The organism is Spirosoma fluminis (assembly GCF_054778895.1).
Genome location: NZ_BAAGZD010000004.1, coordinates 879937 through 903691, shown reverse-complemented (window position 1 = coordinate 903691; position 23755 = coordinate 879937). Strand labels below are relative to the sequence as shown.

19 protein-coding genes are annotated in these 23755 nt (G+C 50.1%); 13 read left to right on the top strand and 6 right to left on the bottom strand.

The window, feature by feature from the left end; genetic code table 11:
* Nucleotides 1-113: 113 nt before the first annotated feature.
* The 10 genes from ACYVBJ_RS09460 to ACYVBJ_RS09415 all read left to right on the top strand — a co-directional run bounded on the left by ACYVBJ_RS09460 (nt 114) and on the right by ACYVBJ_RS09415 (nt 9828).
* Nucleotides 114-1307, top strand: coding sequence for a S8 family peptidase (locus ACYVBJ_RS09460; RefSeq protein ID WP_460982041.1), 1194 nt, complete (start codon nt 114-116; stop codon nt 1305-1307).
* A gap of 206 nt (nt 1308-1513) precedes the next feature.
* Nucleotides 1514-2248, top strand: coding sequence for a DUF72 domain-containing protein (locus ACYVBJ_RS09455; protein WP_460982040.1), 735 nt, complete (start codon nt 1514-1516; stop codon nt 2246-2248).
* A gap of 272 nt (nt 2249-2520) precedes the next feature.
* Entirely contained in the window at nt 2521-3600 is a 1080-nt protein-coding gene (locus tag ACYVBJ_RS09450) for a sulfite exporter TauE/SafE family protein (RefSeq protein ID WP_460982039.1), read from the top strand.
* 104 nt (nt 3601-3704) lie between these two features.
* Nucleotides 3705-4928 (top strand): trans-sulfuration enzyme family protein, encoded by a 1224-nt coding sequence (locus ACYVBJ_RS09445; RefSeq protein ID WP_460982038.1) that lies wholly within the window; start codon nt 3705-3707, stop codon nt 4926-4928.
* A 34-nt stretch (nt 4929-4962) separates the two neighbouring features.
* The gene (locus tag ACYVBJ_RS09440) at nt 4963-6063 is read left to right on the top strand and encodes a Gfo/Idh/MocA family protein (protein WP_460982037.1); all 1101 of its coding nucleotides are present in this window, start codon (nt 4963-4965) and stop codon (nt 6061-6063) included.
* A gap of 42 nt (nt 6064-6105) precedes the next feature.
* Complete coding sequence (locus ACYVBJ_RS09435; RefSeq protein ID WP_460982036.1) at nt 6106-6837, top strand: phosphoadenylyl-sulfate reductase; 732 nt, start codon at nt 6106-6108, stop codon at nt 6835-6837.
* 95 nt (nt 6838-6932) lie between these two features.
* Nucleotides 6933-7835, top strand: coding sequence for a sulfate adenylyltransferase subunit CysD (cysD, locus tag ACYVBJ_RS09430; RefSeq protein WP_460982035.1), 903 nt, complete (start codon nt 6933-6935; stop codon nt 7833-7835).
* 24 nt (nt 7836-7859) lie between these two features.
* Nucleotides 7860-8150, top strand: a complete 291-nt coding sequence (locus tag ACYVBJ_RS09425; RefSeq protein WP_460982034.1) for a nucleotidyltransferase domain-containing protein — start codon at nt 7860-7862, stop codon at nt 8148-8150.
* Nucleotides 8134-8577, top strand: a complete 444-nt coding sequence (locus ACYVBJ_RS09420) for a HepT-like ribonuclease domain-containing protein (protein WP_460982033.1) — start codon at nt 8134-8136, stop codon at nt 8575-8577. The genes ACYVBJ_RS09425 and ACYVBJ_RS09420 overlap by 17 nt, the downstream gene beginning before the upstream one ends.
* Nucleotides 8578-9828, top strand: coding sequence for a sulfate adenylyltransferase subunit 1 (locus tag ACYVBJ_RS09415; protein ID WP_460982032.1), 1251 nt, complete (start codon nt 8578-8580; stop codon nt 9826-9828).
* Nucleotides 9829-9900: 72 nt separating this feature from the next.
* On the opposite strand, the gene ACYVBJ_RS09410 is transcribed toward ACYVBJ_RS09415, so the two are convergent.
* Nucleotides 9901-11772: a M61 family metallopeptidase gene (locus tag ACYVBJ_RS09410; protein ID WP_460982031.1), complete on the bottom strand. Its 1872-nt coding sequence runs from the start codon at nt 11770-11772 to the stop codon at nt 9901-9903.
* A 153-nt stretch (nt 11773-11925) separates the two neighbouring features.
* Between ACYVBJ_RS09410 and ACYVBJ_RS09405 the strand changes: the two genes are divergently transcribed.
* The 3 genes from ACYVBJ_RS09405 (at nt 11926) to ACYVBJ_RS09395 (ending at nt 17845) form a co-directional block, all read left to right on the top strand.
* Complete coding sequence (locus ACYVBJ_RS09405; protein WP_460982030.1) at nt 11926-14949, top strand: tetratricopeptide repeat protein; 3024 nt, start codon at nt 11926-11928, stop codon at nt 14947-14949.
* Nucleotides 14950-15025: 76 nt separating this feature from the next.
* Nucleotides 15026-16711 (top strand): TonB-dependent receptor, encoded by a 1686-nt coding sequence (locus tag ACYVBJ_RS09400; protein ID WP_460982029.1) that lies wholly within the window; start codon nt 15026-15028, stop codon nt 16709-16711.
* A gap of 18 nt (nt 16712-16729) precedes the next feature.
* Entirely contained in the window at nt 16730-17845 is a 1116-nt protein-coding gene (locus ACYVBJ_RS09395) for an HU domain-containing protein (protein WP_460982028.1), read from the top strand.
* A 148-nt stretch (nt 17846-17993) separates the two neighbouring features.
* Here ACYVBJ_RS09395 and ACYVBJ_RS09390 read toward each other — a convergent pair whose 3' ends face one another.
* From ACYVBJ_RS09390 to ACYVBJ_RS09370, 5 genes are all read right to left on the bottom strand, one after another.
* Nucleotides 17994-18857, bottom strand: a complete 864-nt coding sequence (locus ACYVBJ_RS09390; protein ID WP_009282104.1) for a sigma-70 family RNA polymerase sigma factor — start codon at nt 18855-18857, stop codon at nt 17994-17996.
* A 75-nt stretch (nt 18858-18932) separates the two neighbouring features.
* A complete protein-coding gene (locus ACYVBJ_RS09385) occupies nt 18933-21059 on the bottom strand; it encodes a polyribonucleotide nucleotidyltransferase (protein WP_460982027.1) in 2127 nt (708 codons plus the stop codon).
* A 236-nt stretch (nt 21060-21295) separates the two neighbouring features.
* The gene (gene rpsO, locus ACYVBJ_RS09380) at nt 21296-21571 is read right to left on the bottom strand and encodes a 30S ribosomal protein S15 (RefSeq protein WP_460982026.1); all 276 of its coding nucleotides are present in this window, start codon (nt 21569-21571) and stop codon (nt 21296-21298) included.
* Between the two features lie 103 nt (nt 21572-21674).
* On the bottom strand, nt 21675-23183 hold the full coding sequence (locus tag ACYVBJ_RS09375; protein ID WP_460982025.1) for an LptF/LptG family permease: 1509 nt from the start codon (nt 23181-23183) through the stop codon (nt 21675-21677).
* A gap of 78 nt (nt 23184-23261) precedes the next feature.
* A complete protein-coding gene (locus ACYVBJ_RS09370; protein WP_460975810.1) occupies nt 23262-23654 on the bottom strand; it encodes an START-like domain-containing protein in 393 nt (130 codons plus the stop codon).
* Nucleotides 23655-23755 lie beyond the last annotated feature (101 nt).

Below are 23755 nucleotides of genomic sequence, written 5' to 3'. Positions count from 1 at the left end.
TATTTCATTCATTTACGTTATTTCTTTACAACAACCCACTGATTACCAGTTGCGCATGAATTGAGCTGTACGCTACTTTATTTACTTATCTCCCCCTGTTTTTGTACGTTCTCATGCGCCGTTTTTTCACGCTTGCGTCACTGACTCATCTCGCGCTTGCGGGCTTGGGTCTGTTGAGTTGTCAATCTGATCGGGATGCGCAACCGGCCAGCATTTCGCCCGATTGTTTGGTTAACGCATCGGCCAGTAATGGTCAGACTATAGCCGGTTCCTATATCGTTACGTATCAACCCACCCAGACGTTACCGACAGCCCCAAACGCACGGTCTAGCGCTGCCCAAACAGCCGTTGATCAGCTCTTAACGCGTTACCATATCGTCAATAAGCAGGTAACTCTATTAGCATCTGGTGAGCAGACAAGCTTTCTGGTCCAACTGACCGACGAAGAGTCTAAGCAGCTCCGGCAAGATCCGGCCGTTGATCTGGTCGAGCCGGATCGTATCATGTCGATCTGCAACTGCGTTGATGTGACGGTTTCTTCAACCATTACGTGGAATGTTCAACAAACGGGCTACGGCCGGGGCGATTTACAAACCGATAAGACAGTCTGGATTATCGATACAGGTATTGACCTCGACCACCCGGATCTGAACATCGATACGCAGCGTAGTAAATCGTTTGTGAGCGGCCAAACGTCGGCTGATGATGAAAATGGGCACGGCACCCACGTAGCAGGCATTATTGGAGCTAAAAACAATACAATCGGCATTACGGGTGTTGCGTCGGGAGCCCGGTTAGTCGCCCTGAAAGTGCTGGACGATGAAGGCGAAGGGCGCCTGTCGGGCATTATACAGGCCGTTAATTACGTGTTCAGGAATGGCAAAGCGGGCGATGTCGTCAACATGAGTTTAGGTGGTGAAGGCACCTCAGCCACCCTCGACCGAGCCATCACGCAAGCGGCTAATGCCGGTATTTTGTTTGCGATCGCGTCGGGGAACGAGGGCAAGAACGCCGATGAGTACTCGCCCGCCCGGGTCAACCACCAGAACGTGTTTACCGTATCAGCGATGGACCGTACGAACAAATTTGCGTCGTTTTCGAACTACGGCAGCAGCGTTGATGTGTGCGCGTATGGCGTTCGCATTACCTCTACGTTTAAAGACGGTAAATACGCCATTCTGAGCGGTACATCGATGGCGACACCGCACGTAGCGGGTTTGCTGCTCATCCGCGGAAATAAACTTCCGACCCACGGCTTTGTTCAGGGTGACCCTGACGGTAAGGCTGATCCAATGGCTGGAGAATAGCCTATTGCTTACGTCCGCCCTCAAACGCATCAGGACTTAGTTCGGCCGCTTTTGGGGAGTCGAAAAGAGTAATGTCAGACCCCTGAATCCAAAAAGCGCTTATTCAGACATGGCAGGCGCTTTCTGCGGACTTACAGGTAGTTTACATAACCCGGTCGCTTGCGAGTATAGACGCTTAAGCTGTCAACTCGGAAAATCAACTCATCATGGTCAGCAGCAACATCAGGGTTGGCACCTGCGGATTTAATGGCTCTAAAGCTAACTACGCCCAGCACTTCGCCTGCGTCGAGGTACAACAAACGTTTTATCAACCGCCTGGTCTGACCACTCTGGAGCGATGGCGGGCACAGATGCCTGCCAACTTTGAATTTGTCATCAAAGCCTGGCAACTCATCACGCACCAGGCCAAAAGCCCAACCTACAAACGACTAAAAACGCGACTCTCCGAACAGGATAATGCCGAGGCTGGCTTTTTCAGACCTACAGCGATCGTAGATCATGCCTGGCAGCTTACCCGAGCCTGCGCTCAGGCGCTGGAAGCCAAAACGATCCTGTTTCAGTGCCCGGCCAGTTTCACCCAGACGCCTGAGCACATTACCAATCTGATTCAATTTTTCTCCGGCATCGAGCGGACTGGCCTAACCTTGTGCTGGGAACCCCGCGGTGACTGGAGCCCAGCGGTTATTGACGAGCTGTGTCAGGACCTGCAGCTTTGGCATGTTGTTGATCCCTTTACGACATCAACGGTAACCCCAGATCACTGCTACTTCCGTTTGCACGGTCGGCAGGGCTGGCGCTACCAGTACGAGAATCAGGAACTGGCGGAGCTAGCCGAGTTGTTGCCGGAGAACCAGCCTGCTTACGTTTTCTTCAATAACATCTCGATGAAGCAGGATGCGTTGCGGTTCAAAACCATACTTGAATCAGGTTCTTCTGAATGAAACCCGAATAACGGGGGTTTTGCTTCCAGCGAAAGGTGTAATCTGATCGTTAATCATCAGCGGTGTTGATTAGCACGTAACGCCATCAGAACCGAGTTTGACAATTAAATGTGGAAATACAAAGAGTGAGGGCAGTAGTTTGATCCAGTGTTTGTGAGTTGGTTTCTTAATTCCTTACCTTTGCAGCAACTACTTCATCTAACAACGCGGCACTTAACTGTGCCGTTTTTCATAAAAGAATTAATCTATTTAATCTATAGAGTACAAGCATTATGAATAATCAGGAGGAAACCGATTTAGATGCGACGGGTGATTCTGCAATTTTCACAGCACCCGCTATCAATCTAAACGGCCTGAAAATTAGCATCCAGGGCGAGCCCGACCTCGCTTCAGAGCAGGCTGATGCCTTGCGTGCTGCGTTTCCGAATGCCAAAATCAGTACGCCAAACTCGGCCCCTAATCCGCTGCTGCGTCGACGTAATCGAACGGAGATTGCCATCTACGTCTTTTCGGCTTTGTCGCTGATGATTGTTGGTCATCTGCTCTTCAGCTACTTCACTTTCGACAGGCTGACCTTAATTGCCGGAGCGATTGACCTGACACCCGATATTTTTTACTTCCTGATGGCCGGCTTCGTTGCCCAGATGATCGACGGTGCCCTGGGCATGGCGTATGGGGTTACCGCCACTACGTTCCTGACCAGCGTAGGCATCAGTCCGGTATTCGCTACGGCCAGCGTGCACAGTTCCGAAATCTTTACGAGTGGCGTTTCGGGCTATATGCACCTGAAGTTCGGCAACATCAACAGCCGCCTGTTCAAAGCCGTCTTGATTCCGGGCGTTATTGGCGCTGCATTAGGTGCGTTTCTAATCACGAAACTAGCCGACCTGGAAGTCGTCGCCGATTACCTGTCACCGGCTATTTCGGTGTATACGGCCATTCTCGGTATTCTGATCATCCAGAAAGCCCTTACCAAACGGATTAAGAAAAAGCCGGTGAAGCGCATCGGTCTGTTAGCCTGGTTCGGCGGCTTTGTCGACGCCATTGGCGGAGGTGGCTGGGGTCCTATCGTTAACTCAACCCTGATTGCTGCAGGTCGGCATCCGCGTTACACGATTGGCTCGGTAAACCTGGCTGAGTTCTTTGTATCGTTTGCGTCTTCTGTAGTATTCGCTCTGTACGCTGGACTCGGCAACTACGGTATGGTTATTCTTGGGTTGATTCTGGGCGGTATGATTGCGGCTCCGATCGCAGCCATGTTATCGCAACGTTTGCCCGTTAAAACCATGATGGTCCTCGTCGGGATCGTCGTTATCCTCGTAAGTTTGCGGAAAATTATTATGTTCTTCTAGTCATTTACTCTACGTCATTTTGTATTTATTCTTTGTCATTTAGTCGTAAGGTTATGCAAGGAATGGCAACGTAATGACCTAATGACTTTCAACACAAATAAGTGATGAAAAAACAAACCAAAGCGATTCGTACACAGACAGCGAAGTCGCAAAATCGGGAGCACTCGGTTCCACTATACATAACTTCCAGTTTCGCGTTCGAAAGTGCTGAACAAGGCAAAGCGTTATTTGAAGAAACCGAAGCGGGTAATATTTATTCGCGCTTCTCGAATCCCAACGTAACGGAGTTCGTCGAGAAGGTCTGCATGCTCGAAAACGCGGAAGAAGGTATCGCTACCGGAACCGGTATGGCCGCTGTGTTTGTCAGCATGGCGGGTTTGTTAAAATCGGGCGATCATCTGGTAGCCTGCCGTGCTCTGTTTGGGTCAGCCCATCAGATCATTACCCAGATTCTAAGCAAGTGGGGCATCACCCATACCTACGTTGATGCCACGGCGACCGAAGCCGAATGGGAAGCCGCTATACAGCCGAATCCCGGAACCGCATCGGCGGACCGGCCGTCCGCACGCATGGTCTATCTGGAAACACCTTCGAATCCTGGTCTGGAACTAGTTGATCTGGAGATGCTGGCCCGGCTAAAAGCGAAGTATGGCTTCATTCTGAACGTCGACAACTGCTTTGCTACCCCAATCCTACAAACTCCGATCGACTATGGCGCTGACCTTTCGGTGCATTCGGCTACGAAATTCATGGACGGTCAGGGCCGTGTTTTAGGGGGTGTTGTGGTCGGACGCGCCGATCTGATTCAGCCGATCCGGTTCTTTGCCCGGCATACGGGCCCCTCGCTATCGCCCTTCAACGCCTGGGTTTTGTCTAAAAGCCTGGAAACCTTAGACCTGCGCATGGAGCGTCACTGCCGGAATGCCTTACAGTTAGCCGAAGCACTGGAAGCACTTAGCGACGTTGACCGGGTTTTGTATCCGTTCTTACCTTCTCACCCACAGTATGAGTTGGCCAGGCGGCAGATGAGTGCCGGGGGTGCGATTGTCACAATCGAACTAGCCGGAGGATTTGACCGGGTGAAAGCATTTTTTGACGCCCTGCAAATCCCAACGCTCTCCTCGAACCTGGGCGATTCCCGGACGATTGTTACGAATCCGAATACGACCACGCACGCCAAACTGAAGCCCGAAGAGAAAGCGGCCCTGGGAATTACGCCAGGTCTGATCCGGATATCAGTAGGTTTAGAGGCCATTGATGATTTAATAGAAGACTTCACTCAGGCCGTTGAAAAGTCGGCGGAGGCCGTCAAAGAAAACGTCCATTAATGAGTTAGTCAGAAACTCTAACCGATTGTTGATCATGCGTATTACTCTTCTGCTAGCAATGGCTCTCGTAAGCTACGTCACCTCGGCTCAAACGTCTAAAAAACCCCTTCGGATTGGGGTAGTCGGTTTGGTACATACGCATGTTCATGGCATTTTCTCAAAAGCGTATCGGCAGCAGAATCAGACCGACATAGAGATTGTTGGCATTGCTGAACCGAACCGGCAACTGGCCGAACGGTACGCGAAGCAGTACGGGTTTTCCATAAGTCTGGTCTATCCGAGTATCGCCGAAATGCTCGAAAAGACCAAGCCCGAAGCCGTTACTGACTTTGGCCGGATTGTCGATCACTTGCAAACGGTAAAAATCTGCGCTCCGTTGGGCATCCACATCATGGTCGAGAAACCGTTGGCGGTCAGTCTGGATCACGCGAAGCAAATGCAGGCGCTGGCCCAGAAGCATAAGATTCAGCTGCTCACCAATTACGAAACGACCTGGTACGGCAGTAATCACAAGGCCTATGCGCTCGCCAACACCGACAAGGTTATCGGCGATTTGCGCAAGATCGTTGTGCACGATGGCCATCAGGGTCCGAAAGAAATCGGCGTAACGAGTGAGTTTCTGGATTGGCTGACTGATCCAGTTGCGAACGGCGCAGGCGCTTTGTTCGACTTTGGCTGCTACGGCGCTAACCTGTCGACCTGGCTCATGCACAACCAGCGGCCGACATCGGTATTCGCCGTTACGCAGCAGATCAAACCCGATATTTACCCCAAGGTAGACGACGAAGCCACGATTATCCTGACGTATCCGAAAACGCAAACCATTATTCAGGCATCCTGGAACTGGCCGTTTGCCCGGAAAGATATGGAAGTATATGGTCAGACTGGTTACGTCTTTACGCTCGACGGAACGCGAATGCGGACCAGATTTAAAGACGACAAAGCAGAACGACCCACCGAAGCTGCCAAGGCGGATGCGCCTGCTACTGACCCGTTTGCGTATCTGGCCCAATTGCTGCACGGTGAAACTAAATCCGACGAATTGACGTCCTTAGAGAACAATATGATCGTCATGGAAATCCTGGATGCTGCCCGTCAGTCAGCCAGAAGCGGTCGACCCGTGGCCTTGAAGTAGCTATATTTTGAAAACAGACAGGCAGTAAGCCTGACACCAACTATGATTGCCGAACCAACTCCCACCCTCGCGTCGCTGACGGAGCAACTACGTGGCAAGAGCAACGTAGACGCCTTGCGGACATTGGCCGAACTCTTCCCTGGTGAGGTTGTCTTTTCAACCAGTTTAGGGTACGAAGATCAGGTCATCACGGACCTCATTCTGGCGAACGACATTCCGATCAAAATTTTCACGCTGGATACGGGCCGCATGTTTTCGGAGACCTATTCCGTCTGGAAGAAAACGAACGACCGTTACGCTTCCAAGATCGAAACGTATTTTCCGAAACAGGAAATGATCGAAAGCCTGATGACGGGTAAAGGCCCCTACAGCATGTATGAGTCGGTAGAGAACCGGAAAGAATGCTGCTTTATTCGTAAGGTAGAGCCGCTCAACCGGGCGTTAGCCGGACAGAAGGTCTGGATCACGGGTATCCGTGCCGAACAGTCAACTAATCGGCAAACCATGACCCAGCTTGAGTGGGACGACTCGCACAACCTGTTCAAGTTCCATCCTCTACTGAGCTGGTCCTTCGACGAAGTCAAGCAATACATCAAAGATCATCACGTACCGTACAACCCCCTCCACGATCGGGGCTTTGTCAGCATTGGCTGCCAGCCCTGTACCCGCGCTATTCAGGAAGGCGAAGATTTCCGTGCCGGCCGCTGGTGGTGGGAAGACAACTCGAAAAAGGAATGCGGTCTGCATACGCACGAAGAGGTATTTAAACCGTAAAGAAAAGAGAGAAACGCTGAGAGAGTTCAGTAAACGCGTATTCACCGCTCCGGCGGCCCGGTCTCTCGCTCATTCACTCATTCACTCTTTAACTTATGAAACTGGATTATTTAGATCAGCTCGAATCCGAAGCCATCCACATCATGCGGGAAGTGGCCGGGCAGTTTGAGCGCCCTGCGCTGCTTTTCTCGGGTGGCAAAGATTCCATTACTCTTGTGCATCTGGCGCTGAAAGCGTTCCGTCCCGGTAAGTTTCCTTTTCCGCTGGTTCACATTGATACAGGGCACAACTTTCAGGAGGCTCTCGACTTCCGCGATGATCTGGCCAACCGAATTGGCGAGAAACTCATTGTTCGCTACGTAGAGGATACCATTCGGGAGAAGAAGCTGAAAGAACCCACCGGACGTAACGCTACCCGTAACGGCCTACAGACGTTCACCTTGCTCGACGCAATCGAAGAGTTTGAGTTTGATGCCTGCATCGGTGGTGCCCGTCGCGACGAAGAGAAAGCACGAGCGAAAGAGCGCGTCTTCTCCGTACGTGACGAATTTGGCTCCTGGGACCCGAAACGCCAACGTCCTGAATTGTGGAATCTATATAATGGTCGGATTCATAAAGGGGAAAATGTTCGTGTGTTCCCGATCTCAAACTGGACCGAACTCGACGTCTGGAATTATATCCGGCGCGAGAAAATAGACCTGCCGAGCATCTATTTTGCCCACGAACGCGAGTTGATTGTACGTGACGGCAAACTGATGGCAACGGCCGGTGGGGTCATCAAACCCGAACCCGATGATCAGATTGTAACCCGCCGGGTTCGTTTCCGTACCGTGGGTGATATTTCCTGCACGGCAGCCTCCGAATCGCAGGCCGATACGTTAGATGCCGTTATCGACGAGATACAGGCTACCCGCATTTCCGAACGGGGCGAAACCCGCATGGACGATCAGCTTTCCGAAGCCGCCATGGAAGACCGCAAAAAAGGCGGGTATTTTTGATGTTGTTCTTAATCAAGTAAGCGAATGCCCGTTACTGATTTCCAATCATTAGAAGCTTACCTACGTAATAAGCAGATCTTTGACCAGTTCGGCTTATCCCGCATTGGTGTGTTTGGGTCATTTGTACGGGGTGAAGCCTACCGGGACATTGATCTACTGATTGACGACATTATACCATATCGTCAATTGATCCTATTACGTAATGTCTTACAAAAAGATTTGGAGTTACCAGTTGATGTGATGCTCCGAGCGTACGCCGAACCCATAATTTTACACCGCGCTTTAGCAGACGTTCGTTATGCAACCCGCGGCTAAAACGGATTTGGTGTATTGTTTGCGCATACTGGAAGCAATCGGAAAAATTAGTCTGTATGCTGACGGCTTTGACGACCCGTTTGTCTTCTTTGAAGCAAATGATCAAAAGGACTTCAATGCTTGTTTGTTACAGCTACTACATATTGGCGAGCAGGTAAACCGAATCAGCGAATCAACAAAGGAAATGGCTCTGCTAATTCCCTGGCCAATGATTAAAGGCTTTCGTAACCTAATTGCTCATGATTACGTCGGCATCGATAAACTTATAGTTTTTGACACGATAACGAGCAGTCTACCCAATCTGAAAAATCATGTAGAACAGTTAGTCCGTGATGGCATAGCTGCGGGCGTATTCGAGTTAACAGATTACAGCGTGTCGAAAGAAAGTAGCTTCTATCGGCATATCAACTTTTCTAGTATTTTGTAAATGGATCTTCTTCGATTTATAACCGCCGGTTCCGTTGACGACGGCAAGAGCACGCTAATCGGGCGATTACTGTACGATTCTAAATCTATTCTGGCTGATCAGCTGGAAGCCATCGAACGGGCTAGTAAAAGCCGCGATGACGGCGAAATTGACCTCGCTTTACTGACCGACGGGCTGCGTTCTGAGCGTGAACAAGGCATTACCATTGACGTAGCGTATCGCTATTTCCAGACGCCCAGGCGTAAGTTCATTATCGTCGATGCGCCGGGCCATATTCAGTATACCCGGAACATGGTAACGGGCGCGTCGAACTGCCAGTTAGCCATTGTGCTCGTAGATGCACGGCATGGTGTGGTCGAACAAACCCGTCGGCATTCGCTGATAGCCTCACTGCTGGGGATTCCGCATATCGTGGTCGCCGTCAACAAAATGGATTTGGCAGACTACTCGCAGGATGTGTTCTCTAACATTTGCATTCAATACGCAGAACTGGCCAAAAAGCTGAACGTCAACGAAGTCACGTACATTCCGCTAAGTGCGCTGAACGGTGATAACGTTGTCGACAAATCGAGCGCTATGCCCTGGTATGAAGGACCAGCGTTGCTGGAGCACCTCGAAACGATTGAGATCAATGACGAAGTAAATACAGATCAGGGGCGCTTCCCGGTTCAGTACGTTATTCGCCCGCAAACGGCTGAGTTGCACGACTATCGGGGTTATGCCGGTAAGATCACCAGCGGCCACTTTCGTAAAGGCGACTCAATCACTATTCTTCCATCGGGTGAGTCGTCAGTCATCGACGCCATTGAGATCGCCGAAACACATTACGAGGAGGCCTTTGCGCCCATGTCGGTCGTATTGCACCTCGCTAACGACGTAGATATCAGCCGGGGTGACCTCATCGTTCGCACGGATAGTCAACCCATCGTCAGTCAGACCGTCGAAGCGATGCTTTGCTGGATGGACACGAAAGAATTTAGAGTCGGCAATAAGTACGTTCTTCAGGTTGGTACGGCCCGCACACGCTGTTCAGTACGTGAGATCGCTTATCAGTTGAACGTCAATACCTACGAAGAAACCGAAGGCGTCGACAATCTTAAACTGAACGATCTGGCTAAAGTTGTATTACGTACTGCTCAGCCGATCAGCTTTGATACGTATCAGCAAAATCGTGCTACCGGTGGTGCCATTCTGATCGACGAGACCAGCAACGTAACGGTTGGGGCGCTTATGCTCGTTGGCGAAGCATAAGTAACAGTTTTCTCTAGCTGAGTAAACTCGTAAAACGAAACGGGCCCGGTAAATCGCCGGGCCCGTTTCGTTTTACTTGATGTACAACCATTTATTGTACAATGTCCGTTGCGCTGGTGTCGGGCTCGACACCGGCTCCAGGCGGTAACTAACCAATGGATTTTGGGTGAGCGTGACCGGAATCTCGCGCAGCAGCCCCGCCCGGTTGACCAGTATGGTAAGCTTGTCGCCCACGCGACGCCCGCCGACAAACCGCAGGAGATCATCCCCAACGCGGACACCATCCACCGAAATCACTTCATCACCGACGTTCAATCCATCCGTGTAAGCCGCTGAACTACGCCGAACACTTGTTATTACGGCTTTCCCGTTTTGCACGCTTGTTCCCACGCCCAGAAATCCATCCTGCACTCTGGCGGCTACATTGGTAAGTTTTAAGCCAACCGGTGCGAAATAAGCATTGTAGTCAATGGGATTGGTACTGTTTACCGCTACGTTGAAAAAATCGTCGAGATTACGCCCGGCAATCTGTTCGGCCGCCCGACGAAACTCTTCATCGGTAAATCCGCGCTTCTGCTTTTTATAATACTCGTTGTACAGCAACCGCATCAGGTCGTCCATGCTCCGTTCGCCGTTGCTGCCCGCCAGAATAGCCAGGTTAAGCAAGGTGCCCAGTACGCTGCCTTTGCTGTAGTACGAAATGGTGCTGTTCGCGGAGTTTTCGTTTGGTCGGTACCCCTTGATCCATGCGTCGAAACTCGACTCCGAAGCCGACTGTACGCGGCTACCCGGCTGGTTCTCGATACCATTAATGTCGTTCGCAACGATATTCAGGTAAGCTTCCGGCGTATGAAACCCGGCCCGACGAAGGATGTAATCTTCATAAAACGACGTACACCCTTCCGATAACCAAAGCATATGCGTGTAATTCTCGTTTTCGTAATCGAACGGCCCTAACGCGATTGGACGAATCCGTTTTACATTCCAGAGGTGGAAGTATTCGTGCGCCACCAGCGTGAAAAAGCCTTTATAATTGGATTCTGTAGCGTAGGCATAGCGGGTGGTTTCTAGCGTAGTCGAGTTCAGGTGCTCCAGCCCCCCCCCACCCTGCGGAATGTGGTGTACAATGAACGTGTAATCCTGGCAGGGATGCTCACCCACTACCGTAGCAGCCTCCTCGCAAACCCGCTTGTAATCAGCCGCCAGGCGCTGCTCGTTGTAGTCAACTTCACCAAACATAGCCACCCGGTGCGGAATATTGGAAGCCGTAAAGGTGAATATACGCTGATTACCGATCTCAAAGGGTGAGTCAACCAGCAGGTCATAATCCGGCGCTTCGAAGGTGTTAGCCTCACCAGAAACAGACTTCAACGACGTTGTTACGGTTTTCCAGTCTTTATACGGCTGAACAACCACACGTAACGGCTGATTCTTCAGCGCATCGTGGTACATGAACATGCTGGCGGGCGTTACGTAGCCATGGTCAATATCCACGTAGCTGGTGCGCACGGTCAATTCATTCGCGTAAACCCGGTACCGGATCGTCAGGTTGTCCTCGCCTGAATAGACGCGCCAGGTGTTCTTCCGAATTTTCTCGCTACGCACCGGTTTGCCCGATGCCGCGTCGCGGCCCGAAAACGCCGTAAACCCTTCGACGTTTTTAGCGTACTCCCGAATCAGGTACGAGCCCGGTGTCCACACCGGCATCTTGATATCGACATACCCGTTTTTTCTCGCGTTTGTTGCCGCTGCGGTATTGGTGAGCTGCATCTCCACCTCAAAATAATGGGTCTGCGGCTCGGGCATTGATAGTCTGTACGTTACAGCCGGGGCCGGGGCTACTGGCGTTTCGTCATTGATTGATACTGATTTAGCATGCGTTTGTTGAGGAGCGAAAAGTGTCCAGACAGTAAGTAAATAAAATAGCCAGGCGTTTTTTTTCATACGGAAACGGGAATACCTTCGTTTTTTGTCCAGATTTGAGTTGAAATTTGCCAATTTGTCGGCGAAACTACGACGCATTCCAAGTATTCACAACCGTTGATTTCGTTTATGCCCCATCCTCAACCCCAACCAGGTCAGTTCCAGCCAATCCGTATGCGTTCTCATCGGTTGCTGTTGGTAGTGACCTTTGGGCTGCTTACTACGCTAACTACGCTCGCTCAGCGCACCCAGAGTTATTCGGAACCGGATTACCACTACCGGAATGGCCTTGAGCTGTTCGAAAAAAACAACTATGCAGCGGCCCGGTATGAATTTCGTCAGTACCTCGAACCGCGCCGGGGCGGTGGCTCGAACACGCTGCTCAACACAAACGATCAAAACGCCGTTGATGCGGAGTATTATATAGCGCTGACGAGCCTGTATATCGACGAGCCCGGTGCCGAACTGCTGGTCGACCGCTTCGTTAAAAATCATAGCCAACACCCAAAAGCCGGGCAGTTGTACGGCGATTTGGGCACGTATTATTACACCCGTCAGGATTATACCAAAGCTATCGACTTCCTTGAGAAAGCCGTGGCACAAGGAGGTAGCAGCACCCAGCAAACCGCCTACAAATACCAGTTGGCCATTGCCTATTTCAATACGCAGGACCTGCAGCGTGCGCTGCCGCTGTTAAACGAGGTTAAATTAGATCCTAATTCGCCGGACGCTCCAGCCGCATCGTATTACGCGGGTGTCATCAACTTCCGCAATCAAAACTTCAATGATGCCGTTGCCGATTTTCGGCGCGTAGAGAACAATCCAACGTATCAGAATCAGGTTCCGAACTGGATTGCCCAGGCCTTGTACCGGCAGCGTCGCTTTGACGATCTTCTTACGTATACCGCTCCGTTGTTACGTCGAAACAACGGAGCGGGATTGAACGAGGTCGCTTTATTTACGGCTGAGGTGTTCTATCAGCAGAACCAGTTTGCCCGAGCGATTCCTTACTACAAGCAGTACCTGAATGGGGCCGGAGCCAAAGCGCCGGGAGCAATCCGGTTCCGATACGGTCAGTCGCTGTTTCGCACCGGTCAATACCAGGATGCGATCACACAGTTGAAACCCCTGGCCGCAGGCAAAGACACAACGGCCCAGTACGCGGCTTATACGCTTGGCGTTAGCTATCTACAGACGCAAAATCCGTCGTACGCACTGAATGCCTTCGATCAGGCCGGGCGTTTATCGTTCAACAAAGCAATTCAGGAAGAAGCCCGCTTTAACCACGGCAAGCTTCAACTCGATCAGAACAACGGGGCCGACGCGGTAAAGGAGCTAACTGCTTTCCTGAAACAGTATCCCGACAGTAAGTTCGAGAACGAAGCGAATGAGCTGGTCGGTGAAGCGTATTTTGCCTCGAACAACTATCCGGCCGCTATCGCTTACATTGAAGGCTTGAAACGGCGTACGCCCAAAATTAACGCTACGTATCAGCGACTGACGTATAATCAGGGGGTTAACGATTTCAACTCGGAGCGCTATCCCCAGGCGGTCGCCAACCTCGACAAGTCGTTACGTTACCCGGTTGACAACGAGTTACAGCAAGCCGCTCAGTTCTGGAAAGCGGAAGCCTATTCGGCGGGTAAACAATACGATACGGCGATTCCATTGTACACCAGCGTAGCGAAGGGAAGTGGTGAGTATGCAACCCGGAGCTTATACGCCCTTGGCTATGCGTACTACAACAAGAAAGACTACAGTCGCGCCCTAACGTACTTCCGCGACTTCGTTAATCGCGGAGCCAGCGCGGGTGACCGGGCTCAGGTTCTGGATGCGACGATACGCCTGGCCGATACGTATTTTGCCGGCAAGCAATACGAAAATGCGATGCGCTATTATGAACAGGCAATCGTTCAGAACTCGCCGGATAAAGATTATGCGTCGTACCAAAAAGCCGTAATTCTGAGCTACGTCGGTCGTGATGCCGAAGCCAAAGCGCAGTTCGATCAGGTTCAACGGCAATACCCAAACTCGCGCTTTGTCGATGAATCATTGCTCCAGGCCGCCAATGTCGATTTCGAAAAGGGGTCCTATCAGGCAGCCATTCGTGGTTTCTCCCGGCTGATTCAGGAAAAACCCAACAGTGCGCTTGTCCCGGCAGCCCTGTTGAAGCGGGCTATCGCGTATGGCAACCTGCAACAGTACGATCCGGCCGTTGCCGACTACAAACGAATTCTGGACAATTACGGCGATTCAGAACAGGCGCAAAGTGCCTTGCTGGGAATTCAGAACACCTTAAACGATGCTGGTCGACCCGAAGAATTTTCGCAGGTGCTGGGTCAGTATAAGAAAAGTAATCCGGGCAGCACGGAAGTAGAGCGGGTACAGTTCGAGAACGCCAAGAACATCTACTTCAACGAGAACTACCAGCAGGCCATTCAATCGCTGCTTTCGTTTCTGCAGGAGTATCCATCGAGCCCGAACACCAACGAAGCACGTTTCTATTTGGGGGAATCGTACCGGCAAACCAACGATCCGGCGAATGCGCTGCGGTATTACAACCAGGTTATCGCCGACAACCGCTCCGACTTTCTGGTACGGGCGGCCACCCGCGCTGCCGATCTGGAAGCGAAACAGAAGAACTATCCGCGTGCCATTCGGAATTACCAGATCATTCTGAACCGTGCTAATGGTAAAGCCGAACAGGTAACTGCACAACTCGGCCTGATGGATACATATTTTATTTACCCCAAACTTGATTCAGCGGCCACAATTGCACGCGATATCGTCGCAACGGGCAACGTAGTACCGGGCGCTCAAAACCGGGCGCAGCTTATGCTCGGTAAGGTGGCCTTCAGCAAAGGGGATTATAAAACCGCTCAGACGGAGTTTGAACGTACAATCGCTTTGGCGAAAGACGTAAACGGTGCTGAAGCCCAGTACAACCTCGGCGACATCCTGTTCCGCCAAAAGAAATACAAGGAATCCGTTGCTACGCTGCTTAAGTTCAACGAGCAGTTCAGCGAACTTGAGTACTGGAAAGGTAAGGCGTTCATTCTGGTGGCGGATAATAACATTGCGTTAGAGGAATTCGCCCAAGCCAAAGCGGTACTGAACTCCATTATCGAGAACTCGACCAACGAAACCATCATTGCCGAAGCCAAACAGAAGCTGGCCGGAATAGAAAGCAAAAATTAATGTACGGTAGGCGAACTAGCTGGTGTGAAAGACCAGCTGGTTTCTTCCAGTGTTACCCATAAATCATCATTCATTAATGTCTGCACGTTCCCTACTCACCATTAGCCTTCTTTCGGTATCGGCTACGCTGTTTGCCCAACAGCAACCGCGCCCAACGCGTCCGACAAAAGAAGGCGAGGTTGATAATCAAGAGATTACCGTTGAAAAGAGCCGTAAGATTGAGCTTCCCCCGGCGAATCGAATCTTTAATAAGATTCCTTCCGTCAAACCGTCGGCTGAGCAGCATAAGCTTACCTATGAGTTTGAGGACCGTAAGCTGACGGTGGGCGATCCGCGCATAACACCCGGCGTGTTGTCGCCAGCTACTACCGAACCGAATCAAACATCGGCTTACAATAACTACGTAAAAGTTGGCGCAGGTAACTACAGTTCGTTTTTAGGCGAAGGGTTTGTCGGCCTCAATAACCTGTCAAATCTTTCACTTGAAGCCTCCGCTCGTCACCTTTCTTCAGCCCTTGGCCCGGTTGATGGTAAAAATTCCGCTCAAAGCGACACGCGCGTTCGCGTAACGGGTAAGTATCTGACGGACGCGTTTAAAGTGCAGGCCGACCTGGGTTTCGACCGTAATGCGTATCATTTCTACGGGTACAGTCGTGAATTTGCCCAACAGGAGGGCTTCAATCGGGAATCCATTCGGCAGCGACTCAACACGGTTAATTTTCGCGTTGGTATCGAAAATGCAAACAGCGAAAACGCCATCGACTACTCCCTTCGATCTGGCATCACGAGTCTTCGGGATTTATACAATGCCTCCGAAACGGATTGGGCCACTAACTTTACCGGCTCGCTCGGCATCACAGACAATGTATTCGCGCTGGTAGCCGCCGACGCCTACGTAACGCAACGCTCCGACGGCTCAATCGTCGACAACCGGAACCTGTTTCGGGTTAAGCCTACGTTCAAATACAGTTCGTCCTTATTTACGATTACGGCGGGTATAAACGCGGTCAACCAGACGGATCAGCGGCAGTCGATCAATGATACCAGAGCCTTTCCGGTGGTCGACATTGACGTAGTGCCGGTGGGCAATATTCACTTTTTTGCCGGGGTTGACGGCGACATCAATCGGAATACCTTACGTTCATTATTGACCGAAAATAAATGGCTTGCTCCACAAGTACTTTTAGTTAACACTGTTAAGTCGTTGGATATCTACGGTGGATCGAAAGGAAATTTGGGAGGAGGTTTCTCCTACGAAGCAAAAGTGTCCTACGCCAGCTACCGGAATTTCTCAACGTTTAACAATACCATACCCGATACAACAAAATTCTTTGTTCTTTACGACGGTGGCGTATCACGGGTGCTGACTATATCCGGTCAGTTAGGATACGCCCAAAAAGACAAGTTTCGCTCGACGTTGAAAGGCGAATTTTTCCGCTACGGTCTTGACCGGCTTGAAGAAGCCTGGGGCCGCCCGCGTTTAGCCGGTACCTGGACGAATTCCTACATCCTGAACAAAAAATTATTCGTCACGGCTGATTTGTATTTTTACGAGGGGATCAAAAACAAAAACTTTGTATCAAACAGGACCTATACCTTAAAACCGATTTACGACGCGAACGTCAAAATTGACTATTTCCTAGGCAAGCAGCTATCGGCATTTGTTTCGTTGAATAATATCTTCAGCCAGAATTACCAGCGGTACTTGTATTATCAAGTTCAAGGGCTTAACTTTCTCGGAGGAATTAGTTATTCATTCTGATCACCCACCACTCGCGTCATGGCTTCCGTCAACGAATACTTGAAAAAACTGCTGTATCAGTACGACTGTGTGGTCGTACCCGAGTTAGGCGCATTTCTGACGCATTATCAGTCGGCAACGTTTACAGAAGCTAGTGGTTTGTATTTACCGCCCCGCAAACGTGTTGCGTTTAATGAGGCATTACGGCTCGACGATGGAATTTTAGCGAATTACATCATGCTCCACGAGCCCGTTACACGCGACGGTGCACAACGACATATCAGTGCCTTTGTGCATGAACTTCGGCAGCAGGTTTCCGGTACCGGCCGCTTCGAACTCGATGGTATTGGTACGTTTACCCACAATGACGAAGGCCGCCTACAGTTTGATCCTAGTTTACGGCATAACTTTTTCGGCGAGGCTTATGGCATGAACGCCATACCGGCCCAATCGCTTGTGTCAAAAGCCGTAGAAGCGGTTGTGATTGAGCCGTCTGAAATGGCGTTAGGTCCGGTTTTAGCGCAGGAAGACACGGCAACCCTGGTACCTCTACGTCGTTCGCAGCCATACTGGCGGGTAGCGGCAGCCGCTCTGCTGGTTGGTTCGTTAGGTCTGGTCAGTTATTTCTCGGTCATCAAGCCCGGTCAACCTTTCCAAAGCAGTTTAGACCCAGCTTCTTTACTGCGTATCCCAACTGGACTGTTTACGAGCGAAACTCCTAAGCCAGCAAAAATTGCGGTTTCTCAGCAATCAGCACCTGAGCCGGTTCCTGTAGTAGCTGTTGAACCACAACCAGTAACACCTACTGTCGAAGTAAAAACAGTTATTCCGCCCCTCAATAAGCCTGTAGAAGTAGACGCTGCAACTATTGCACCCGCTGTAGCGCCAGCAGCACAGGCAAACGTAAAACTTGCGCGGACTTCACCTTATTTTACTGTTATAGCGGGAAGTTTTTCTAATAAAGCCAATGCCTTACGCTTTCGTCGTAAACTACGGAAAGTTGGTTATGCAGATGCGTACGTGATTATTCCAGCCGAAAAAGGTCAGTTGTATAAAGTAGCCGCTATAGGATCAGCCGATCGCTCGGAGGCTGTAGCGAGTATGTCAGCCATCAGCGAATTGGCCGGTACGGAAGCTTGGATTTATAAAAATTGAACGATTCTACTCGTTCGCAACTAGAAAAGGCTCATCGTAGTGATGAGCCTTTTCTAGTTGTAAGTGATTCGCAAAAGATGCAAAGCCACTGAAAAACAAAAAACTCCCGCTTTCGCAGGAGCCTTTTATCAAACGCAAACAGGATCTTTTATCCTAAGTATGTCTTCAACGCTTTTGAACGCGACGTATGACGTAGACGACGTATAGCTTTCTCCTTAATCTGACGAACCCGTTCACGGGTTAAGTTGAACTTTTCACCGATTTCTTCCAGCGTCATGGCATGTTCACCATTCAAGCCAAAATAGAGCGTAATTACGTCAGCTTCGCGCTGCGTCAAGGTTGAAAGCGCCCGTTGGACTTCTTTACGCAGCGAATCGTTGATCAGACCTGAATCAGGTTTGTCTTCGCCATCGTTTTCAAGCACGTCGAGCAGGCTGTTCTCTTCACCCTGCACAAACGGCGCATCCATTGATACGTGACGACCTGAAATTTTCAAGGTATCAACAACTTCCGCAGCCGAAATTTCGAGCACCGCAGCCAACTCTTCGGGGGACGGTTCACGCTCAAACTTTTGCTCAAGATCAGAGAACGTCTTCGAGATTTTGTTCAGCGATCCAACTCGGTTCAGCGGAAGACGTACAATCCGTGACTGTTCGGCCAACGCCTGTAGAATAGACTGGCGAATCCACCAAACGGCGTAGGAAATGAACTTGAATCCACGTGTTTCGTCGAAACGCTGCGCAGCTTTGATCAGACCCAGGTTTCCTTCGTTAATTAGGTCACCAAGAGAAAGCCCCTGGTTTTGGTACTGCTTAGCTACGGATACCACAAAGCGTAGGTTCGCTTTGGTGAGTCGCTCCAACGAAAGTTGATCGCCTTCGCGAATTTTTTGGGCCAGCGTTACCTCTTCGTCAGGCGTAAGCAAGTCCACTTTACCAATCTCCTGCAAGTACTTGTCTAACGACTGGCTCTCGCGGTTGGTAATCTGTTTTGAAATTTTTAGCTGTCTCATGATACGTTGCCCCGGTCTGGGTGGCTATATAACGCTAACTTTGGACGTTGCATTACACAAAAAAGTAACAATACCCTATGCATTTTTGTTCTCAGGCTTCGGCAAAAGAACTTTACGTGACAGGCGATACTTTCCAGTCTTTTTATCAATATCAATCAGTTTTACCGTTATTTCTTCACCTACCTGCAGTACGCCTTCCATACTCTCAAGCCGTTCCCACTTGATCTCGGAAATATGCAATAATCCATCTTTCCCCGGCATGAATTCGATAAAAGCTCCAAACGGCTGAATCGTTTTCACTTTGCCCACATAGACTTCGCCAACTTCAGGAACAGCCACAATACCTTTGACGCGTGAGACAGCTTTATCCATGCTTTCTTTGTTGGTCGCAAAGATGCTTACCCAGCCGGCATTGTCATGCTCATCGATATTGACCACCGCACCCGAGTCTTTCTGAATATCCTGAACAACTTTACCACCCGGTCCGATAACCGCACCAATCTGGTTTGTGTCGATCTTGATGACGATAGCACGCGGAGCATGAGGTTTCAGATCTGATCGCACGTCAGCGATTCCTTTCCGCATCTCACCCAGAATATGCAGGCGACCCTGCCGGGCTTGTTCCAGCGCCTGAGCCAGTACCTCATACGATAAACCTTCTACTTTCAGGTCCATCTGGCAGGCTACTATACCTTTTTCGGTGCCCGTCACCTTGAAGTCCATATCCCCCAGGTGATCTTCATCACCAAGGATGTCGGACAGGACCGCGTATTTCTCGCCGTCAGAGATCAAGCCCATGGCAATACCCGCTACGGGTGCTTTGATCTTGATACCCGCATCCATTAGTGCCATCGTTCCGGCGCAGACTGTTGCCATGGACGATGAACCGTTTGATTCCAGGATGTCAGATACGATCCGGATCGTGTAGGGATTTTCGTTTTCGGGCGGCAATACCTTCTTCAGCGAACGGTGCGCCAGGTTACCGTGACCAATTTCCCGGCGGCCTGCTCCACGATTGGGCTTTACCTCACCCGTCGAGAAACCTGGGAAGTTGTAATGCAATAAGAATTTGCTGTAGCCCTGGAACATCGCCTGATCAACAATTTGCTCATCAACCTTCGTACCAAGTGTTGCGGTTGTCAACGATTGGGTCTCGCCCCGCGTAAATAATGCAGAGCCATGAGGACCGGGCAAATAGCCAGCTTCGGCCGAAATGGGACGGATTTCGTCTAGTTTGCGGCCATCTAACCGGGTGCGCTCGTCAAGCACTAATCGACGTGACGCTTCCCATTCCAGATCGTGAAGATAGGTCTTAATCAGGCCTACGTTTACCTCAGCGCCTTCGGGAAACGTAGCCAGGTACTCTTCCCGAATCGAGCGAAACCCTTCAGACCGGCCCTTTTTGCTGGGGTTCTGCCGACGGGCCACTTCGTATATTTTATCGTAGGCATACGCTCGAACGGCCGCCCGAAGCTCTTCGTCGTGCGTCTCGTGGTTATACACCCGTTTTTCAGTCTTACCGACTTTCGCTTCTAATTCTTTCTGGGCCTGACACTGTACCTTAATGGCTTCGTGGGCAACTTTCAGAGCCTCCACAACTTCGGCTTCTGAACATTCGTCCATCTCGCCTTCAACCATACAAATGTCTTTTTCAGTAGCGGCTACGATCAGATCCAGCGTAGCCCGATCGATATCCGCCGTTTTTGGGTTGATTCGGTACTCTCCGTCAATTTTCGCAACGCGAACCTCGGAAATTGGTCCGTTGAAGGGAATATCGGATACCGCAAGTGCAGAAGAAGCAGCCAAGGCAGCTAACGCATCCGGCTGTACTTCAGGATCGGCCGAAATCAACGTAATCATAACCTGGGTGTCGGCGTGGTAGTTGTCCGGAAAAATGGGACGTAACGCCCGGTCAACCAAACGGCTGATAAGTATTTCATGGTCGCCTAATCGACCTTCGCGCCGTTGAAAGCTACCAGGGATCCGGCCAGCAGACGCAAATTTTTCTTGATAATCAACCGATAACGGTAAAAAATCAACACCTTCTTTAGCGTCTTTGTTCGATACAACAGTAGCTAACAGCATCGTGTCGCCTAACCTCACGGCCACCGCTCCGTCGGCCTGTCTGGCCAGTTTGCCGGTTTCGATGGTAATTTCCCGCCCGTCGGGCAGCGCAACGGATTGCGTGGTGATTTGAAACATACAACAGTTTTTAAATACGCCCTCTTACAGCTTTTTTGTTGACTGCGGTTTATTTCCGTAGCGGTCGCGGGCTTTCAATCGGATGATCTCTACCAGCTAAACGCACAACCAACGAACATCAAGCAATACTCTTTCCTCAACCGCTTTCACCGCAGCAATCACCGCTTCAGTAAGGAAACTACAAAAATGAGGGAATCTACTGTTAGTAGATTCCCTTTTTGCACGTGGTACCTGCCTTATTTACGCAGGCCTAAGGCGGCCAGAATAGCCCGGTACCGGGTAATGTCTTTCTTCTGCAGGTAGTTCAGCAAACGACGACGTTTACCTACTAGTTTTAATAGTCCCAGTTGAGTGCCGTAATCGTGCTTGTGAACCTTCAGGTGATTGGTCAAATGACTAATCCGGTACGTGAAAAGCGCGATCTGGGATTCGGCCGACCCGGTGTCCGTAGCACTTTTGCCATAACCCGAGGTGGAGAAGATCTCCTGTTTCTTTTCGGTCGTTAAATACATCTTCAGACAGCTAATTAAATAAACAAAAATAAATTCGGGTGCAAAGATAGGTAAAAATAAGTAGTTTACGCCCCTTGGCGACCGTTTTATCGAAAGTATCTACTTATTGCAAACTGGCACTGGCAGACTGCTGGCGACGAGCGGCCCATTTCTGTTTCAGTCGCTCCCAGGCAATTATATACACATCTTTGTCGAACAGCCGGGAATCATGGCGGGCACGCTGCATTAAAAACAAGCCAACCGGAAACAGAACCAGATTTGCCATCCAGGCTCCAAGCGGCACCCAGAGCAAGCCATCCTTCGCGTACTTGTCGCCGGTCAGCGTCAGAACATACAGGACGATGAAAAACACAATCGACACAAGTACGGGCAGCCCAAATCCGCCTTTCTTAATGATAGCCCCCATCGACGCTCCGATCAGGAACATCACAAAGATGGATATGGACTGGGTAAACTTATGGTGGCTTTCCAGCTGATACTTCCAGACGTTCTTTTCTTTTTCGGTCAAATACGTAACGTTCGAGGTAGAGTACGAGAGAATGTTTTGTGCCTGACTTACAGCTGCCTGCGCCAGTTCAAGCGAATTGACTTTTTGCTTCTTCAGTAACGAGTCGACCCACTTGCCATACGTAAGCTTTTTTTGCAATACCGTCGCATCGGCCCGGAACTGATAGTTATAATACTGGCGCGATGTGCTGGCAACACTCAGGCTGGTGCTTGTGTATTCTTTACGTAATGAATCCGTCAGGGCCGACAACTCACTGAGGTTTTTCATGTATTCATGATACTCAAACTGATTCTCGTCCGTGCGTTTAATCCCGAATGATTCAAGGCTGATTACGAGCCGGTAATCCTTGAATCCGTTCCGAACAAACTGTCCGCCTTTGCCCGACGGTCCACTGCTGGCATACGAGACAGAGCTATTGTCCGAATACTCCTGATAGTCATTTCCATTAAATAGCTCAAAAACCAGGTAGGTTCGGTCTTTATCCGTGTACATCCGCCCCGAGTCGGCCAGGATAATCTCCCGGTTCCCAGTCTCTGTACCGCTGGTTGAGTGTTTATAAATTACCAGCCCTTTGAGCAGATCGCCGGTTGTGCTGTTCTTAGGCGCTTTAATCTTATGATCGACCTTGATACTATAGCCAGGTAAGTCGTTGTAGAAAATACCTTCTTTCAGATTAAGCGCAGCCTTGGCCGTTTTGATATCGTACAGCAGACTGTACCCTTTAAGATTAGCCCAAGGTGATACGGTATTGTTGAACCAGAAAGAAAATATGCTGATGCCGATTGCCACAATCAGCAAAGGACGCATAGCTCTGGTAAGCGATATACCCGCGCTTTTCAGGGCAGTCAGCTCAAAGAACTCGCCTAAATTTCCGAACGTCATCAACGATGACAGCAACACTGCCAGTGGCAGGGCCGTCGGAATCGTTAATAAGGCAAAGTAGAAAAGCAGTCGGCCGAAGGTGGCTAAATCAAGGTCTTTGGAAACGAACTCCTCGATGTAAAACATCAATAGCCGCATCAGGAAGATAAAAATGACGACGGCGAGTGTTAGAAAAAACGGCCCCCAGAATGAGCCGAGTATTAACTTATCTATCTTCTTCATTCAGGATTTATGATAGATGATCTTTTATTTATAACACCTAAACGGCCATAAATCATCGATCAACAATCATAAATAATGTTAACTACCGACAATTTCCTTTAACTTATCCATTAAACCATCCCAGAGATCTTTGAGTTCGTCTTCGTCGGTGGTTGATGAGTAGTCGGTTATGCGTAAAAAAGTAGATTGAGTTAGTTCACTCTGATCTACCCGAAAGTCAACGTAGTTATTGTCGGAGCCGTTTAGAGCGGTATCCAAAAACTCAAATCGAACGCCTTTATTTTGTCGCATCGACACTTGGCGGGCAATATGACTTTCATTGTCCCATTGAAAATCAAACCGTTGTTCTGGTAACGTATTGACCTTGCTAGCGAACCATTGCGACAAGCCCGATGCGGTGCTGATGTACGGGAACAGCATTTTAGGGGATGCCCGGAGTTCGTATTCAGCAACAAATTTAAGTTTCTCCATGACAGCTACTGGGGTAAAGGGGACATGAGCAAAGGTAAACGATTTTTTTTGCGAAAGTCAACGCTGTTCATTGCACTACGCCAATTTTTGTTTAGTTTTGT